Origin of the sequence: Amycolatopsis sp. 505, assembly GCF_031625235.1 — a bacterium.
Taxonomy (GTDB): Bacteria; Actinomycetota; Actinomycetes; order Mycobacteriales; family Pseudonocardiaceae; genus Amycolatopsis.
On record NZ_JACKQP010000008.1, the window covers coordinates 36,100 to 52,955 of the forward strand.

Below are 16,856 nucleotides of genomic sequence, written 5' to 3' on the forward strand. Positions count from 1 at the left end.
GGAGCGGCGGATGAGCGACGACGAACACGCGAAGCGGGGCATCGACCTCGAAAGACCGAACGCCGCGCGCGTGTACGACTACATGATCGGCGGCAAGCTCAACTACGCCGTCGACCGGATGTTCGCCGACCGCGTCCTGAGCGTGCTGCCGAACGCGCAGCACATGGCGCTGACCAACCGGGCCTGGCTGCGCCGCGCCGTGCGGTTCGGCGCCGAGCAGGGCATCCGGCAGTTCCTGGACATCGGTTCGGGGATGCCGACGGTCGGGCACGTGCACGAGGTCGTCCAGGCGATCGACCCGAAGTCGCGGGTGGTCTACGTCGACAACGAGCCGATCGCCGTCGCGCACAGCGAGATCGTGCTGGAGGGCAACGAGAACGCCGCCATGGTCCAGGCCGACGCCGAGCGCCCGGACGAGGTGCTGGAGCACCCGGTCACCGAGGAGCTGCTGGACTTCGGCGAGCCGGTGATGGTGATCATGGCGGCGTTCGTGCACTTCATCCCGGACTCGCGGGACCCCGCCGGGCTGATCGGCACCTACCGCGACGTCCTCGCGCCGGGCAGCTACCTCGCGCTGTCGTCGGGCACCTGGGAGGGGCAGGGCGAAGAGTCCCAGCGCTCGGTCGCGCTGTACGAGAAGAGCGGCACGCCGCTGACCCTGCGGTCACCCGACGAACTGCGGGCGCTGGTGAAGGGCTTCGAGATCCTGCCGCCGGGGATCGTGTTCACGCCGGAATGGCGTCCGGACGGCCCGCTCGAAGACCCGCCGGAGCAGTCGGGCGGCCTCGCGCTGGTGGGCCGCAAGGAGCGGTGATGGCCGGCGACCACGCGCCGCGCGGCATCGACGTCGACAAGCCCAACGCGGCGCGCGTGTACGACTACCTGATCGGCGGCAAGCTCAACTACGCGATCGACCGGGAGTTCGCCGAGCGGATCCTCCAGGTGCGGCCGGAGTCCAGGAAACTGGCCCTGCTCAACCGGCGGTGGCTGCGCCGCGCGGTGCGTTTCGGTGCTTCGCAGGGGATCCGCCAGTTCCTGGACGTCGGTTCGGGCATGCCGACGGTCGGGCACGTGCACGAGGTCGCGCAGTCGATCGACCCGGCGTCCCGGGTGGTGTACGTCGACAACGAGCCGATCGCCGTCGCGCACAGCGAGATCGTCCTGCAGGACAACGCCAACGCGGAGATGGTGCAGGCGGACGCGGAGATCCCGGCCGACGTCCTCGGGCACCCGACGACCGAGCGGCTGCTGGACTTCACCGAGCCGGTGATGCTGATCATGGCGGCGTTCATCCACTTCGTCCCGGACTCCCGGGATCCGGCGGGGTTGATCGCGGCCTACCGGGACGCGCTCGCGCCGGGGAGTTACCTGGCGTTGTCGTCCGGCACGTTCGAAGGGCAGGGCGAGGAGGTCCGTCGCGCGGCGGAGCTGTACCAGAAGAGCGTCACGGACGTCTTCGCGCGGTCGCGGGAGGAGCTGCGCGCCTTGGTCGGCGGCTTCGAGATCCTGCCGCCGGGGATCGTGTTCACGCCGGAGTGGCGGCCGGACGACCCCGCCGACGTCGGCGCGCACCCGGAGGAGGCCAGTCAGCTGGCCCTGGTGGCCCGAAGGAACTGAGCGGCTATTCTCGCGGCACACCTGACTTCCGGGGAGCGGCGGATGAGCGAAGACGAGTACGCGCGGCGGGGCATCGACCTCGACAAGCCCAACGCCGCGCGCGTGTACGACTACATCCTGGGCGGGCAGCTCAACTACGCCGTCGACCGGATGTTCGCCGAGCAGGTGCTGGCCGCGCAGCCGAACGCGCGTGAGCGGGCCCGGCTCAACCGGCAGTGGCTGCGCCGGGCCATCCGGTTCGGGATGGACCAGGGCATCCGGCAGTTCCTGGACATCGGTTCGGGGATGCCGACGGTCGGGCACGTGCACGAAGTCGCCCAAGCCGTCGACGCCAACGCGCGGGTCGTCTACGTCGACAACGAGCCGGTCGCCGTCGCGCACAGCGAGATCGTCCTGGAGGACAACGACAACGCGGCCATGGTGCACGCCGACGCCGAGTTCCCTGACGACGTCCTCGAGCACGACATCACCGAGATGATGCTCGACCTGGACCAGCCGGTGATGGTCGTGATGGCGCTGTTCGTGCACTTCATCCCGGACGAGCGCAACCCGGCCGGGCTGATCGCCGCCTACCGCGACGCGCTCGCGCCCGGCAGCTACCTCGCGCTGTCGTCCGCCACCTACGAGCAGCAGAGCGACGACACGGCCCGTGCGGTCGCGATGTACCAGAAGAGCGCGAACCCGGTGACCCCGCGCTCGGCCGACGAGCTCCGGACGCTGGTCGACGGCTTCGAAATCGTCGACCCGGGCATCGTGTTCATCCCCGAGTGGCGGCCGGACAACCCCGCGGAAATGCCCCCCGACCCCACGGAATGCGGTGGCCTGGCCCTGGTGGCCCGCAAGAACTAGACGGCGACCAGCTCCGGCGCGGTCCGCGTCCGCGGGACCAGCGCCGCGAGCAGCGCCCCCGCCAGCGCGGCGAACGCGGCCACGGCGAACGTGGCACGGAAGCCGAACAGCGACGGCACCGGCAGCCCGCCGACGGTGATGGTCAGCTGGGCCAGCATCGCCGCCATCACCGCGCTGGAGACGGCCGTGCCGACCCCGCGCATCAGGGAGTTCAGGCCGTTCGCCGACGCCGTTTCGGTGATCGGCACCGAACCCATGATCAGCGCGGGCATCGCCGCGTACGCGATGCCGACGCCGGCCCCGATGATCACCGACGCCGTGATCAGCTCGGCGGCGTTGTCCATGAGCACGATGGCGAACGCGTACCCGGCGGCGATCACCAGCGAGCCGCTGATCAGCGTCGGGCGCGGGCCGAACCGGGCGATGAGCCGTGCCGAAACCGGCGAGAGCAGCATCATCACCAGGCCGTTCGGGGCCAGCGTGAGGCCGGACTCGACCAGCGTCTGACCCAGCCCGTAGCCGGTCGACGCCGGCGCCTGCAGCAGCTGCGGGAACGACAACGCCATGGCGTACAGGGCGAAGCCGACCATGATCGACGCGAGGTTCGTGAACAGCACCGGGCGGCGCGCGGACACCCGCAGGTCGACCAGCGGATCCCGGCGGCGCAGCTGGTAGGCGCCCCAGCCGAGCAGGACGACCACGGCGGCCGCGGCCAGCCCGAGCGTCGGGGCGCTGGTCCAGCCCCAGGTGCCGCCCTTGACCACCGGCAGCAGCAGGCAGAGCAGCCCGGCGGCCAGGCCGAAGGCGCCGAAATAGTCGAACGGCGCCGGCGTCCGCACCGGCGACTCGGGCACCACGGTGAGGATCAGCAGCGCGCAGGCCAGCCCGAGCCCGGCGGCGGTCCAGAAGAGCACGTGCCAGTCGGCGTTCTCGGCCACCACGGCCGCGACCGGCAGCCCGATGGCGCCGCCGACCCCGAGCGTCGCGCTCATCAGCGAGATCGCGCCGCCGACGCGTTCGGGCGGCAGTTCGTCGCGCATGATGCTGATGCCGAGCGGGATGACGCCCATCGCGCAGCCCTGCAGCCCGCGGCCGAGGATCTGGAAGGCGAGCGCGCTGGTCGTCGCGGACACGACCGAGCCGGCGATGAGCAGCCCGAGGCTGACGAGGATCATCCGCCGTTTGCCGTAGAGGTCGCCGAGCCGCCCGCTGACGGGGGTGACGACGGACGCGGCCAGCAGCGTCACGGTGACCACCCAGGAGGCGTCGGCCGGGGACGCGTGCAGCAGCCGCGGGAAAACCGGGATCAGCGGCACGACCAGCGTCTGCATGAAAGACGCAACGAGCCCGCACGAGGCGAGCACCACGACGATCGCCCGGCCGGAACGGGACACCACCACACCCCCAGTGTGTGTTTAGTACGCGTCATGCAACTTCATGCACTGTACCTACGGGGTGACGGGTTTCCGTACGAGTGGCGGTTTCGTCACAGCCAGGTGCGGACGCCTCCGTGGCCGGAGCAGGTGCCCGAGCGGTGCTGGCTGTAGCTGTAGGTGCCGTCCTTGCAGAGGGCCGTGGCGCCGGCCGGGTTGTCACTGGGCCGGTGGACGCAGTTGCCGTCCGAGTTCCGGTAGTAGTCGGCACCGCACTCGGCCGGCTTCGGCGCGGCCTGCGCGGTGGTGCGCGGGGCGGTGGTCCGCGGCGTGGTCGCCTTCGGAGCGGTCACCTTGGGTGCGACCGTCTTCGGCGCCTCCGGGGTCGTGGTGGCCACCGGCGCTTCGGACGTCGTCGGCGCCGACGTCGACGTCTCGGTCGGCGCCGAATACGCCGGGATCGGATACGCCGACGTGGTGGGGGCGACCACCCCGAGGTTCCCGGCGTCCTTGGGCGGCACGGTGCCGGCCCCGCAGCCCGCGACCAGCACACCCGCGACCAGCACCGCACCGAACTTCATCCGCATGCCGACTCCCTTAGCATCACGAAGCAATGCCGAAGAGTCGATCGAACGCGCCCGGTTGTTACGCCGATTCTCCTAAACTCGCCGTATGTCCTGGTTGCGCCGGTTCGCAGTGGAGCTCACAGTCACCGTGACCGTGCTCGCCGGCTCGCTCTTCGCCGTGCTCGGGGACCGTCCAGAGCCCCCGCGCCACGCCGCGCTTGGCTGGGTGCTCACCGTCCTCGCCTGTGCCGCCCTCTTCTCCCGCCGCCGCTTCCCCCTGACCGTCGCCGCGGTCACGCTCGGCTGTTGCGCCCTCTACTACCCGCTCACCGATCCCGACGGCCTCGTCCTGCTCGCCTTCGCCTACGCCCTCTACAACGCCGCCGCGGCCGGGCGGATCCGCGGGGCCGCGCTGCTCGTCGTCGCCGCGATGGCCGGAGTCACCGCCGGGGAAATCGCCTCGCGGACCGGGCGGCACGTCGACAACTTCGCCTTCTTCCTGATGACCGGCTGGTTCGTCGCCCTGGTCGCGGGCGGCGCCGTCGCGCACTACCGCGCCGAAGCCGAGCGCACCAAGGAGGCCGAGGCCCGGGCGCGCGCCACCGACGAACGCCTGCGCATCGCCCGCGAGCTGCACGACGTCCTCGGCCACCACCTCGCGCTGATCAACGTCCAGGCCGGCGCCGCGCTGCACCGCCGTGACCCCAGGCAGGCCGAGGAAGCGCTCGGCGCCATCAAGGACGCCAGCAAGACCGCACTCCAGGAGTTGCGCACGACGCTCGGCATGCTCCGCCAAGCCGGCGGCCCGAGCCTTCAGCGGGTCGCCGAACTCGCCGAATCGGTCGGCGCCTCCGGGCTGACCGTGCGCACCGAGATCGACGGGGTCGCCCGGGATCTGCCGCCGGACGTCGAGCACGCCGCGTTCCGGGTGGTCCAGGAGGCGCTGACGAACGTCGCCAAGCACGCCGGCGCGAAGACCGTCGTCGTCCGGCTCGGCTACGGCGCCGACGAGCTGTCCGTGCAGGTCGACGACGACGGCCGCGGCGGCGCGGCGCCGGCGGGCAACGGCATCCGCGGGATGGCCGAACGCGCGCGGGCGCTCGGCGGCGAGCTGACCGCGGCGCCGCGCGAAGACGGCGGTTACCGCGTGCGCGCCCGGCTGCCGGTGCGATGATGGGCCGATGATCCGGGTCCTGCTCGTCGACGACCAGCGGCTCGTCCGCGCCGGCTTCCGGTCCATTTTGGACGGGGAGGACGACATCTCCGTCGTCGCCGAGGCCGCGGACGGACGCGAGGCATTGCAGGCCGCGCACGACCACCACCCCGACGTCGTGCTGATGGACATCCGGATGCCGGTGCTCGACGGCCTCGCCGCCACCCGGCACCTCCTCGAAGACCCGGGCGTGCGGACCAAGGTCGTCATCCTCACGACGTTCGACCTCGACGAGGACGTCTACGGCGCACTGCGGGCGGGCGCGAGCGGGTTCCTGGTCAAGGACACCGAGCCCGAGGAGCTGATCCACGCCGTGCGCGTGGTCGCCCGCGGCGACGCGCTGCTGGCGCCGTCGATCACCCGGCGGCTGATCGCGGAGTTCGCCGCGCGCGGCACCCGGCCGGCGCCGTCCCCGGCGCTCGACCGGCTCACCGACCGCGAGCGCGAGGTGCTGTCCCTGGTCGCGGCCGGGCTGTCGAACGACGACATCGCGCGCGAGCTCACGCTGAGCCCGGCCACAGCGAAAACGCACGTCAGCCGCATCATGACCAAGACCGGCACGCACGATCGCGCGCAGCTGGTCGTCCTCGCCTACGAGTCCGGCGCGGTGACGCCGCGGTGGCTGGCGCCCTGACCCGTACTCCCCCGGGTGTACGGGACCGGCCTTAGGGGACACCGCCGGGAGCACGTGAAGTGTCCTCCGCTGCGCGACGCGCGGTAGGGCCCCTCTCGCGAATCCTTGTCCACCATGGACACCATCACTCGTACCTCCGGGGGCGGCCTGGCGCGGCTGGCCGGCTGGGCGCAGCGCCACCGGTGGCTCGCCGTCGCGCTCTGGGCGCTGGTCCTCATCGGCGTCACGTTCACCTCGCAGCTGGCCGGCAGCGCGTTCCACGACGACAACTCGTTGCCCGGCACCGAATCCCAGCAGGTCGTGGACCTGCTCGAGAACTCCGCGCAGTCCGGTACGAGCGCGCAGATCGTGCTGAAGGCCAACAGCGGGCTCGCCGCCAACCGGTCGTCGATCGACACCATGCTCGGCGAAGTCCGGTCCCTGCCGCACGTGCGGTCGGTGACCGAGACGACGCTCTCGCCCGACGGGCGGATCGGTTACGCCACCGTCACTTTCGACGCGGCGTCGACCGATCTTCCCTACGACGACATCGTGAAGTTCGCCGACACCACCAAACGGGCCGGGCCGGTCGAGGTCGCGCTCGCCGGGGACCCGATCGAGCGGATCTCCGGAGGCGGCGGTCCCGCGGAGGGGGTCGGCTTGCTCGCCGCGCTGGTCATCCTCGTATTCTTGTTCCGCTCGCTGCTCGCGGCCGGGCTGCCGGTTATCACCGCGGTGTTCGCGGTCGGCAGCACGTTGGGAGTGATCACGGTCGTCTCACACTTCGTCGACATCGCGAGCTACACCTCGCCGCTGATGATGCTGGTCGGGTTCGGCGTCGGCGTCGACTACGCGCTGTTGATCTTTTCCCGCTACCGCACGGAAATCCTCGCCGGCCACGACCGCGAGCCGGCGGCCCGGCGGGCCCTCGACACGGCCGGCCGCTCGGTCCTGTTCGCCGGGACGACGGTGATCATCGCCCTGCTCGGCCTCCTCGCGCTCGGGCTCGGCGGGCTGCGCGGGGTCGCGCTGTCCGTCGCGCTGACGGTCCTGATGACGATGCTCGCGTCCGTGACGCTCCTGCCCGCGCTGCTGTCGTTGTTCGGCAAGCGGCTCGAGCGCGGGATCCGCCGGCAGGCTCTTCGGAAGGAGCCCGGCAAGGCGTGGCGACGGCTCGCCGACAGCGTCCAACGGCGTCCGCTGGCGCCACTGGCGCTCGGCTTGATCGTCCTCATCGGACTGTCCATTCCGGCCGCCGGCATGCGGCTCGGGTTCGCCGACGCGAGCACCGACCCGGCCGGTTCCCCCACGCGCAAGGCCTACGACCTGCTGGCCGAGGGCTTCGGCCCGGGCTTCACCGGCCCGCTCGCGATCGTGACCGAAGACGGCGACACCGGTGCGCTGCAGCAGAAACTGGCGTCGACACCGGGCATCGCCCAGGTCCTGCCGCCGATGGGCCGGACGGTTCTGGTGTTCCCGACGACGTCACCCCAGGACGAGGCCACCGCCGATCTGGTGACGCGGCTGAGGACCGAAGTCCTCCCGACCCTGCCGGGCCACTACCTCGTCGGCGGTTCGGTCGCGGCGGCGACGGACTTCGCGGACGCCGTCGCGGACCGGCTGCCGCTGTTCGTGCTGGTCGTCGTCGGGTTGTCGGCGTTGCTGCTGATGGTGGTGTTCCGCTCGGTGCTGATCCCGCTCAAGGCGGCGCTGCTGAACTTGCTGAGCATCGGCGCTTCGCTCGGCGTGATGACCTTGGTGTTCGGCGACGGCTGGTTCGGCGCGCAGCCGGGCCCGATCGAGGCGTTCGTCCCGGTGATGATCTTCGCGATCGTCTTCGGGCTGTCGATGGACTACGAGGTGTTCCTGGTGTCCCGCATGCACGAGGAGTGGCGCCGCACGGGCAACGCCCAGTTGGCGGTGCGCGAAGGCCTGGCCTCGACGGGAGCGGTGATCACCGCGGCGGGCGCGATCATGGTCCTGGTGTTCGGAGCGTTCCTGCTCGACCCGTCCCGCATGCTGGCCCAGTTCGGCCTCGGCCTGGCGGTCGCGGTCCTGCTGGACGCACTGGTGATCCGCTGCTTGGTCGTCCCGGCGATCATGCGGCTGCTGGGTGCCCGCGCGTGGTGGCTGCCGAAGTGGCTGGATCGGCGGCTGCCGCACTTCGCGCTCGAGCCCTGACGTGGCGCCCCGGCGCCCGGCAATGCGCTCAACAGCTTCGGCCGAACATCTCAAAGATCACTCACGGTGAGTTTACCTTTACGCTGAACAACCGGTTGAGCGGCAGACAACATCGTGCGCCGTCGGGTGAATTGGAGTGGAGGGACGTCCAGGACGAACGGGGAGGGACACCCGCGATGCTCGAAGATCCGTTGGAACAGCTCCGGCAGCAGGCTCACGTGACAATCGAATCCACCCAGGATCTTGCCTGGCGAGTCGAGCGAGCCGCGCACAAGGTGGCCGAAAAGCGGGCTGAGGAGGAGAAGGAGGCGGTTCCCCGCAAACCCGCACTGACGCCGCTTTCGCCTGCTCTGCACCACCGCGGGATGGTCGCCACGCCGTGGGAACTGCTTCACACGCTCGGACGCGCGACCGTACTCGCCGGGCAGACCCCTTCTCGTGGCCTGTCCCAGCATTGGAACTACCTCCGGTATCTGACGACCCTGCAAGCCGACCACCACGGTCGCATGGAGCTCTCCGCCAACGGGAAGCTTCAGCGTTACCACCGCAAAACCGTCCAGGCGCAAGATCTCGGAGCGGCGTTCGCCCTCCGGGCAGCGCGGGAAATCCTCTCCCGGCAGCACCCCGGCCACCACTTCGAAGTCGTCGACGCGGAAGTCGCACTGGAGGCGGGCTGGGCCCTCCGCGGCAAGGAATCGAAAGGCAGGTACCTCACCCAGACCCGGCCCGGCTACTTCCTCATCGGGAAGAAGCCGGGCAGCCCGCTCCGGCTCGTCGTCGTCGAGTGCCGGGGCACGCACGGCAAGGCGGGTATGCAGCACGACCAGCTGGCTCGGGCCGCGGAACGGGTGCAGGCCTTCGCGCTCGACGGTGCACCGGCGCCCAGCCTGCTGATGTCGACGGCGCTTGCCGGGGACGGCGGTATCGGGCTGGGACTGCTCGACCCACCCGGTGACGGAGTGCTCCAGGAGCCTGGCGCCGGGCTCCCGGATCCGACCGGGCCGGCGGAGCAGCTGAATCTGTTCCCACAGATTCCTCAGGTCATGGAAGACGACACCGCCGGTACTCGGCCGGGGTTCAACGTCCGTGCGGTCGATTACGAATGGTTCTCCCGCGTACTGGTGAGGACCGCGGCAGCCGCGGTCCTCACCTTCGTCGGCGACCGGGAGAGCGCCGCTCACTACCTGACCCCGCGGCAGCAGATCCGGCTTGGTGACGACTACTCCCAGCACGCCACGAACGCCGAATGCGATGTCCGCGTCGACCTCGGCGGTGTGGAGCTCGTCGGCACCGACCACGTCTTCCGCCTCGATCGACGGCGGGTCGAAGTCTTCTCGGGCATCCCCGAGGTGCTTCACACGCTCCTCGCCCGGGACAAGGATCTGGGGTCCTACCTCGTCGAAGCTCCGCGGATGTTCGCGCGGTGGGCCGGGTGTTCCGCCGCTGCGGAAGAGGACTGGGGCGGAGTCGTCTCGATGGACGGAGACGGCACCGTCTTGGCGCTTCGCTGGCTCGGCGAAGGGCGGCGAGAACTCCGATCCACCTGACCCCGGACACGTTGAAGGGCCGCCACCGGAATCCGATGGCGGCCCTCTTCACGTCAGCCGTTATTCGTAGATCTCGCCCTTGGCGGCCTTCTCCACCAGCGACGCCGGCGGCTCGAAGTGGTCGCCGTACCGGGCGGCCAGCTCACGGGCCCGGTCGACGAAGCCCTGCAGGCCACCCTCGTACTGGTTGATGTACTGGATGACGCCACCGGTCCAGGCCGGGAAGCCGATGCCGAAGATCGAGCCGATGTTGGCGTCGGCCACCGATGTCAGCACGCCCTCGTCGAAGCACTTCACCGTCTCGAGCGCCTCGGCGAAGAGCATCCGCTCCTTGAGGTCCTCGAACGGCACCTCGGCCGAGCCCGACTTGAACGCGTCACGCAGCCCCGGCCACAGGCCCACGCGCTTGCCTTCGGCGTCGTACTCGTAGAAGCCCGCGCCGGTCGAGCGGCCCTTGCGGTCGAACTCCTCGACCATCCGGTCGATCACGGTCTCCGACGCGTGCGCCTTCCACGTGCCGCCCGCCGCCTCGACCGCTTCGCGAGTCTCCTTGCGGATCTTGCGCGGCAGGGTCAGCGTCAGCTCGTCCATCAGCTGCAGCGGCGGCGCCGGGTAGCCGGCCTGCGAACCCGCCTGCTCGATCGACGCCGGCTCGACGCCCTCGCCCAGCGCGGCGACGGCCTCGTTGATGAACGTGCCGATCACGCGCGAGGTGAAGAAGCCGCGGCTGTCGTTGACGACGATCGGGGTCTTCTTGATCTGCAGCGTGTAGTCGAAGACCTTGGCCAGCGTCGCCGGCGACGTCTTCTCGCCGCAGATGATCTCGACCAGCGGCATCTTGTCCACCGGCGAGAAGAAGTGGATCCCGATGAAGTCCTCGGTGCGCTGCACGCCCTCGGCGAGGGTGGTGATCGGCAGCGTCGAGGTGTTCGAGCCCAGCACAGCGTCGGCGTTGACGATGCCCTCGATCTCGCCGAACACCTTGTGCTTCAGCTCGACGCTCTCGAACACGGCCTCGATGACGAAGTCGACGCCCGCGAAGTCGGCCGGGTCGGCGGTCGGCTTGATCTTGGCCAGCAGCGCGTCCGACTTCTCCTGCGTGGTCTTGCCGCGCGAGAGGGCCTTCTGCTCCAGCTTCTCCGCGTAACCCTTGCCCTTTTCGGCCGCCTCCTGCGAGACGTCCTTGAGGACGACGTCGATGCCGGCCTTCGCCGACACATACGCGATCGCGGCGCCCATCATGCCCGCGCCCAGGACGCCCACCTTGCGAGCCGTGTACTTCTCGAAGCCGTCCGGCCGCGAGCCACCCGAGTTGATGGTCTGCAGGTCGAAGAAGAACGCCTTCGTCATGTTCTTCGAGACCTGGCCGGTGGCGAGGTGGATGAAGTAGCGCGTCTCGATCTGGATCGCGGTGTCGAAGTCGACCTGCGCGCCCTCGATCGCGGCGGCCAGGATCGCCCGCGGCGCCGGCATGTTCGCGCCCTTGATCTGCTTGCGCAGGTTCGCCGGGAACGCCGGGAGGTTGGCCGCGAAGCTCGGGTTCGACGGGGTGCCGCCCGGGATCTTGTAGCCCTTGACGTCCCACGGCTGCACGCCGCCCTCGGGGTTCGCCTTGATCCACGCCTTCGCGGCGGGGACGAGCTCCTCGACCGTGCCGACGAGCTCGTGCACCAGGCCAAGCTCCAGCGCCTTGGCCGGCCGGTGCCGCTGGCCCTGGAGCAGGACGTTCAGCAGCGCGCTCTGGATGCCGAGCAGGCGCACGGTGCGGACCACGCCACCGCCGCCGGGCAGCAGGCCCAGCGTCACCTCGGGCAGGCCGATCTGGCTGCCCTTGACGTCGGCGGCGATGCGGTGGTGCGTCGCCAGCGCGATCTCCAGGCCGCCGCCGAGCGCGGCGCCGTTGATCGCCGCGACGACCGGCTTGCCGAGCTGCTCGATGCGGCGCATCTGCCCCTTCATCAGGGTGCTGCCCTCGGTCAGCTCGACCGCGTGTTCGGGCCTGGCCTGGATGAGGTCGTTGAGGTCGCCACCGGCGAAGAACGTCTTCTTGGCGGACGTGATGACGACACCCGTGATGTTGTCCTTCTCCGCTTCGAGGCGGTCGACCGTGACGCCGAGCGACTCGCGGAAGTCGGCGTTCATCGTGTTCGCCGACTGGTTCGGGTCGTCCAGGGTCAGGGTGACGATGCCGTCTTCGTCCTGCTCCCAGCGGATGGTCTTGCTTTCAGCCATTTCGGTCCTCACACCCGCTCGATGATGGTCGCGACGCCCATGCCGCCGCCGATGCACAGGGTCACCAGGGCGCGGCGCGCCTGGCGGCGTTCCAGCTCGTCGACCACGGTGCCGACCAGCATCGCGCCGGTGGCGCCGAGCGGGTGGCCCATGGCGATCGCGCCGCCGTTGACGTTGACCTTCTCCTCGTCGAGGTGCAGGTCCTTGATCCACTTGAGCACGACGGAGGCGAACGCCTCGTTGAGCTCCCACAGGTCGATGTCCTCGGGCTTGAGACCCGCGGCCTTCAGCACCTTCTGGGTGGCCGGGGTGGGCCCGGTGAGCATGATCGTCGGCTCGGAGCCGATCGACGCGGTGGCCACGATCCGGGCGCGCGGGGTCAGCCCGAAGGTCTTGCCGACCTGCTCGGAGCCGACGAGCACCAGCGCGGCGCCGTCGACGATGCCGGAGGAGTTGCCGCCGGTGTGGACGTGGTTGATCTTCTCGACCGAGTGGTACTTCTGCAGCGCGACGGCGTCGAAGCCGCCCAGCTCGCCGATGCCGGCGAAGGCGGGCTTGAGCTTGCCGAGGCTCTCGACGGTGGAGCCGGGACGGCGGTGCTCGTCGTGGTCGAGGACGGTGACGCCGTTGATGTCCTTGACCGGCACGACGGACTTCGCGAAGTAGCCGCCGGACCAGGCGGCCTCGGCGCGGTCCTGCGAGCGGACGGCCCAGCGGTCGACGTCCTCGCGGGAGAAGCCCTCGATGGTCGCGATCAGGTCGGCGCCGGTGCCCTGCGGGACGATGTAGTTGTCGTAGGCGGTGGCCGGGTCCATGAACAGCGCGCCGCCGTCGGAACCCATCGGAACGCGCGACATCGACTCGACGCCACCGGCGATGATCAGGTTGTCCCAGCCGGAGCGCACCTTCTGCGCGGCGGTGTTGGTGGCCTCGAGGCCGGAGGCGCAGAAGCGGTTGAGCTGCACGCCGGCGACGGTCTCGGGCAGGCCCGCGTTGAGGGCGGCGGTGCGCGCGATGACGGCGCCCTGCTCACCGACGGGCGAGACGACGCCGAGGACGATGTCGTCGATCGCCTGCGGGTCGAGGTTCGGGTGGCGGACCTTGAGTTCGTTGATCAGGCCGACCACCAGGTCGACCGGCTTGGTGCCGTGCAGGGCACCGCCCTTGTTCTTGCCGCGAGGCGTGCGGATCGCCTCGTAGATGTAGGCCTCGCTACTCACAGAACAACTCCTCGCGAGCGTGTGGACGTCGTCGTGCCATGGCCGATGATACCGGCCAGTAGGGCTAATGGCCATTAACATATCGCCGGATAACCCCATGGTGTCAATGGGTTGCAGGTGTGCCGTTAACCGCTATCGTTCACTCACCATGACCGACTCAGTGCGTAGCGCGCGCCCCCGCGACCGCAAGGCCCAGCTGGCCGCGGTGGCGGCGGAGCTGTTCCGCGCCCGGGGCTTCCCCGGAGTCGGCATCAAGGACATAGCGGACGCGGCGGGGGTAACGGGGCCGGCGTTGTACCGCCACTTCGCGGACAAGCAGGCAATCCTGGCGTACGTGGTCCTGAGCGGCTTCGACGACATGGAAGCGGCGACGGCGGAGGCCCTGTCGGACTCGGTCCCCCCGGCTGACCAGCTCCATTCCCTCCTCGACCGGCTCGCCGCCCAGGCGGTCGAGCGGCGCGAGATCGCGGCCTTGTGGCGCTGGGAGGGCCGTCACCTGCCGAAGGAGGACCAGCGCGAGATCGCCCGCCGATCAGCGCTGGCCTTGGCGGCGTGGTCGAAGGCCCTCCAGGCCCAGCGTCCGGAGCTGCCGGCCGAGGACGCCGAGCTCCTGTGCTGGGCGGCCCTGTCGGTGTTCGGCAGCGTGTCGGTCCACCACACATCGGTGGCGCGTCGCCGCTTCGCTGCGTTGTTGGTCGAGCTGGCCTGGGATGTGCTGAACACCACACTCCCCGAACCGTCGTCTCCTCCTCCCGCAGTCGCATCGAGCCTGGGCAAGCCCTCCCGCCGCGAGCAGGTGCTGGCGGAGGCAACGGCCCTGTTCGCCCAGAGGGGCTTCCACGACGTGAGCATGGAGGACATCGGAGCGGCGGCGGGCATAGCGGGGCCCAGCGTGTACCGCCACTTCCCCAGCAAGGCGGCTTTGATGGTGGCAATCGGCCACCGAGCGGCGGACAGGCTGGCCCTGGCGGCGGAGCTGGCATTGCAGACGTCGGACGAGCGCTCGGCCTTGCGCCGCCTGGCGGCGTCGTATGTACACACGATCTTGCACACGCCGGAGCTGCTGGTGTCGTTCTCGGCGGACCGCGTGACGATGCCGGACCGGGACAAGGTTGACCTGCTGCGGGTGCAGCGGGACTACGTGGCCCAGTGGGTGACGCTGCTGTCAGCGGTGCGGCCGGAGCTGCCGCCGAGGGAAGCAAAGATCACGGTCCACGCGGCGCTGACCATTGCCAACGACCTGGCACGCACCCGCCGGGTGGCGTCGAGGCCGAATTTCGGAGCCGAGCTGACGACGCTGATTCACACGGTGCTTGACGTCGCCTGAGCGCGATGCTTCGCCTGATCGAAGCACGGCATGTCGTCTTTCGCCGAGGGTGGACTCGTGCCAAGCTTTGCCCGTCAATGCCCCTCCGGCTTAGGAGCACACCCATCACTACTCGAAAGCCGGTAGGCCGCGGATCAGCGGGGATCAGGTCCGAGCTCCTCGATCTGAGCGCCGTTTCACTGTCCGCACTGCGAGGACTCGACGCGACTCTGCTCCGCCGTTCGATCCGGCACGCAGCGGACCGGACCGCGCACATTCCCGTGACCGCGAGCGGCAGTGGCGGCGGCGCCAAACGGGTCGACTGAAGTCGCTTCAGAGGAGTCGCATCGTGCACACGACGGACCAGGTGGCGTCCACTCCGGAGGCGCATTCGATCTCCTGGGACACCTTTGACCAGCTCGCAGCGGGAGGCGGCGGCGTCGCCGCGGTGAACGAGCTACGCAGCGCTGATCGCAGCCGCCGGTTGCTGCTCCTCCTAGGACTCCTCGACAAGGCGGCCGACGAGCGGCTGACCGGGCCGCTCGCCGACGCCGGGACTGCATGGGACCTGTTGGAACGGGCCCAAGCGGCTGCGCCGGATGCACTGGAGCGGATACTCGCCCACCCCTACACCGGAAGCTGGGCCGGATACCTCACGCGGGTGATCGAGCAAGGGTTGACCGGGGAGTGCCCGCTCTGGGTCCACTACGGCTACCTCCATGCGCTGGCAGCCGCGGCTGCGGTGCACGCCGGTATCGAGTTCCGGATTCGCGTGCCGGTCTGGGACGACACTGTCGTGCTGCCGACCCTGGGGGCGGCGCAACTCGACGAGGGCGGTGGTTTCACCACCGCCGAAGTGTGCGGCGAAGCTGGTTCTTTCTCGATCATCGGCGAACGTTCGCGGGCCACCAAAGAAACGCCGACTTGGCGGCCGCTCCCGTCTTTCCGATTCGAAGCACGCGGCCGGGTTCTGGAACTCCGGCTCGATCACTTGGACCCCCACCGCGGCCTCTACCATCCGATCCGGCCTGATCGGCTCACGGAAACCGAGCTGGAAAGCTGGCGGAAGCTGCTCGGCGAGGCCTGGCGGCTGATTGTCGAGCACGCACCAGAATACGCGGAGGTCCTGCCCATGGGCCTCGAGTCGGTCGTTCCCGACGCGGCCGTTCCGTTCCGGCTCCCCAGCGCGTCGACGGGAGAGGCCTTCGGGAGCATGGTGGTCGCCACGCCCGAGGAACCCGCCACCTTGGCCGCGGCGCTGGTGCACGAGTTCCAGCACATCCGGCTGGGCGCACTTCTGCAGCTCGTCCGGCTGCACGACGACGACCGGACCCAGCGGCTCTACGCCCCGTGGCGGGAGGATCCTCGGCCGCTCGGCGGCTTGGTGCACGGAGTTTACGCGTTCTTCGGCGTTTCGGCTTTCTGGCGAGCACTGTCTCGGGCACGTCCCGACGACCGGTTGGCCGCTTTCGAATTCGCCCACTGGCGTGCTCAAGCTTGGCAGACCCTGGAGGCTATCCGGGGCGATGACGCGTTGACCGACGCGGGGCGGCAGTTCTTGGACGAACTCGCCGGCGTATTCGGGCCGTGGCAGTCGGAGCCGACCACTGACGAGGCCAGGCGGTGGGCGGAAACCCTGGCGTCGGACCACTACGCGGGCTGGCGGCTGCGTCACATCCGTCCCAAGGAAGAAACCGTCGCCGAACTCGCTCGAGCGTGGCGGGAAGAAGCTCCTTGTCCGCCGGTGGCTCGGAACGGCCGCCTCGACACCAGATCGGATGGACAGTGGCCGAACGCCCGCGGCGACCTGATCCGGGTTCTGCTGGGCGAAGACGGTGATACGAGGCTGAAGCGGCAGTGGGCGGACGTGCCGGACGCACTCGAGGGCGACTACCACCTCGTGGCCGGACGCGCGGAAGAAGCACGCTCGGCGTACGAGGGGGTGCTCTCGAAGGAACCGGACGACGCCCCGGCCCTGATCGGCCTCGGCCTCACATTGCTGGACGGACCTGCCGCCCGTGCTCTGCTCAGCACGCCCGAACTGGTGCGTGCGGTACACCGCGAGCTGCGCCGGGACGGTAGCGCGCCGTCGGTCGGCGAGCTCGCGTACTGGATCGGTGAAGCACTGTCCTGACCGGC

The 16,856-nt window shown here is 70.0% G+C and carries 13 protein-coding genes; 9 read left to right on the forward strand and 4 right to left on the reverse strand.

Translation table 11 applies throughout. The features are described 5' to 3' along the window. The first annotated feature begins 10 nt into the window (after positions 1-10). From H5965_RS28020 to H5965_RS28030, 3 genes are read left to right on the forward strand one after another with little or no spacing between them, the layout of a single operon-like run. Positions 11-814: an SAM-dependent methyltransferase gene (locus H5965_RS28020; protein ID WP_310973292.1), complete on the forward strand. Its 804-nt coding sequence runs from the start codon at positions 11-13 to the stop codon at positions 812-814. Beyond that, complete coding sequence (locus H5965_RS28025) at positions 814-1,617, forward strand: SAM-dependent methyltransferase (protein WP_310973293.1); 804 nt, start codon at positions 814-816, stop codon at positions 1,615-1,617. Before H5965_RS28020 ends, H5965_RS28025 begins: the two co-directional genes overlap by 1 nt. A 42-nt stretch (positions 1,618-1,659) precedes the next feature. Further along, positions 1,660-2,466: an SAM-dependent methyltransferase gene (locus tag H5965_RS28030; protein ID WP_310973295.1), complete on the forward strand. Its 807-nt coding sequence runs from the start codon at positions 1,660-1,662 to the stop codon at positions 2,464-2,466. Here H5965_RS28030 and H5965_RS28035 read toward each other — a convergent pair. Continuing rightward, entirely contained in the window at positions 2,463-3,866 is a 1,404-nt protein-coding gene (locus H5965_RS28035; RefSeq protein ID WP_310973297.1) for an MFS transporter, read from the reverse strand. The genes H5965_RS28030 and H5965_RS28035 overlap by 4 nt on opposite strands. Positions 3,867-3,952: 86 nt before the next feature. Beyond that, on the reverse strand, positions 3,953-4,426 hold the full coding sequence (locus tag H5965_RS28040; RefSeq protein WP_396136955.1) for a DUF3761 domain-containing protein: 474 nt from the start codon (positions 4,424-4,426) through the stop codon (positions 3,953-3,955). An 85-nt stretch (positions 4,427-4,511) separates the two neighbouring features. Between H5965_RS28040 and H5965_RS28045 the strand changes: the two genes are divergently transcribed. From H5965_RS28045 to H5965_RS28060, 4 genes are all read left to right on the forward strand, one after another. Further along, on the forward strand, positions 4,512-5,579 hold the full coding sequence (locus H5965_RS28045; protein ID WP_310973299.1) for a sensor histidine kinase: 1,068 nt from the start codon (positions 4,512-4,514) through the stop codon (positions 5,577-5,579). Between the two features lie 7 nt (positions 5,580-5,586). Next, positions 5,587-6,252, forward strand: a complete 666-nt coding sequence (locus H5965_RS28050; RefSeq protein WP_310973300.1) for a response regulator transcription factor — start codon at positions 5,587-5,589, stop codon at positions 6,250-6,252. A gap of 114 nt (positions 6,253-6,366) precedes the next feature. Beyond that, positions 6,367-8,412, forward strand: a complete 2,046-nt coding sequence (locus tag H5965_RS28055; RefSeq protein WP_310973302.1) for an MMPL family transporter — start codon at positions 6,367-6,369, stop codon at positions 8,410-8,412. A gap of 176 nt (positions 8,413-8,588) precedes the next feature. Next, a complete protein-coding gene (locus H5965_RS28060) occupies positions 8,589-9,959 on the forward strand; it encodes a hypothetical protein (protein WP_310973303.1) in 1,371 nt (456 codons plus the stop codon). 60 nt (positions 9,960-10,019) lie between these two features. On the opposite strand, the gene H5965_RS28065 is transcribed toward H5965_RS28060, so the two are convergent. Both H5965_RS28065 and H5965_RS28070 read right to left on the reverse strand, forming a co-directional pair. Beyond that, positions 10,020-12,191 (reverse strand): 3-hydroxyacyl-CoA dehydrogenase NAD-binding domain-containing protein, encoded by a 2,172-nt coding sequence (locus H5965_RS28065; RefSeq protein WP_310973304.1) that lies wholly within the window; start codon positions 12,189-12,191, stop codon positions 10,020-10,022. Positions 12,192-12,199: 8 nt separating this feature from the next. Then, positions 12,200-13,411, reverse strand: a complete 1,212-nt coding sequence (locus tag H5965_RS28070; RefSeq protein ID WP_310973305.1) for an acetyl-CoA C-acetyltransferase — start codon at positions 13,409-13,411, stop codon at positions 12,200-12,202. Positions 13,412-13,559: 148 nt separating this feature from the next. On the opposite strand from H5965_RS28070, the gene H5965_RS28075 reads away from it, so the two are divergent. Together H5965_RS28075 and H5965_RS28080 are read left to right on the forward strand one after the other, a co-directional pair. After that, a complete protein-coding gene (locus H5965_RS28075) occupies positions 13,560-14,738 on the forward strand; it encodes a TetR/AcrR family transcriptional regulator (RefSeq protein ID WP_310973307.1) in 1,179 nt (392 codons plus the stop codon). A gap of 328 nt (positions 14,739-15,066) precedes the next feature. After that, positions 15,067-16,851: an HEXXH motif domain-containing protein gene (locus H5965_RS28080; protein WP_310973309.1), complete on the forward strand. Its 1,785-nt coding sequence runs from the start codon at positions 15,067-15,069 to the stop codon at positions 16,849-16,851. The last annotated feature ends 5 nt before the right edge of the window (positions 16,852-16,856 follow it).

Bases quoted from the DNA above. Each gene is read 5' to 3' on its own strand.
- H5965_RS28020 (WP_310973292.1), top strand. From the start codon at position 11: ATGAGCGACGACGAACACGCGAAGCGGGGCATCGACCTCGAAAGACCG.
- H5965_RS28025 (WP_310973293.1), top strand. From the start codon at position 814: ATGGCCGGCGACCACGCGCCGCGCGGCATCGACGTCGACAAGCCCAAC.
- H5965_RS28030 (WP_310973295.1), top strand. From the start codon at position 1,660: ATGAGCGAAGACGAGTACGCGCGGCGGGGCATCGACCTCGACAAGCCC.
- H5965_RS28040 (WP_396136955.1), bottom strand. From the start codon at position 4,426: ATGCGGATGAAGTTCGGTGCGGTGCTGGTCGCGGGTGTGCTGGTCGCG.
- H5965_RS28045 (WP_310973299.1), top strand. From the start codon at position 4,512: ATGTCCTGGTTGCGCCGGTTCGCAGTGGAGCTCACAGTCACCGTGACC.
- H5965_RS28050 (WP_310973300.1), top strand. From the start codon at position 5,587: ATGATCCGGGTCCTGCTCGTCGACGACCAGCGGCTCGTCCGCGCCGGC.
- H5965_RS28055 (WP_310973302.1), top strand. From the start codon at position 6,367: ATGGACACCATCACTCGTACCTCCGGGGGCGGCCTGGCGCGGCTGGCC.
- H5965_RS28060 (WP_310973303.1), top strand. From the start codon at position 8,589: ATGCTCGAAGATCCGTTGGAACAGCTCCGGCAGCAGGCTCACGTGACA.
- H5965_RS28065 (WP_310973304.1), bottom strand. From the start codon at position 12,191: ATGGCTGAAAGCAAGACCATCCGCTGGGAGCAGGACGAAGACGGCATC.
- H5965_RS28075 (WP_310973307.1), top strand. From the start codon at position 13,560: ATGACCGACTCAGTGCGTAGCGCGCGCCCCCGCGACCGCAAGGCCCAG.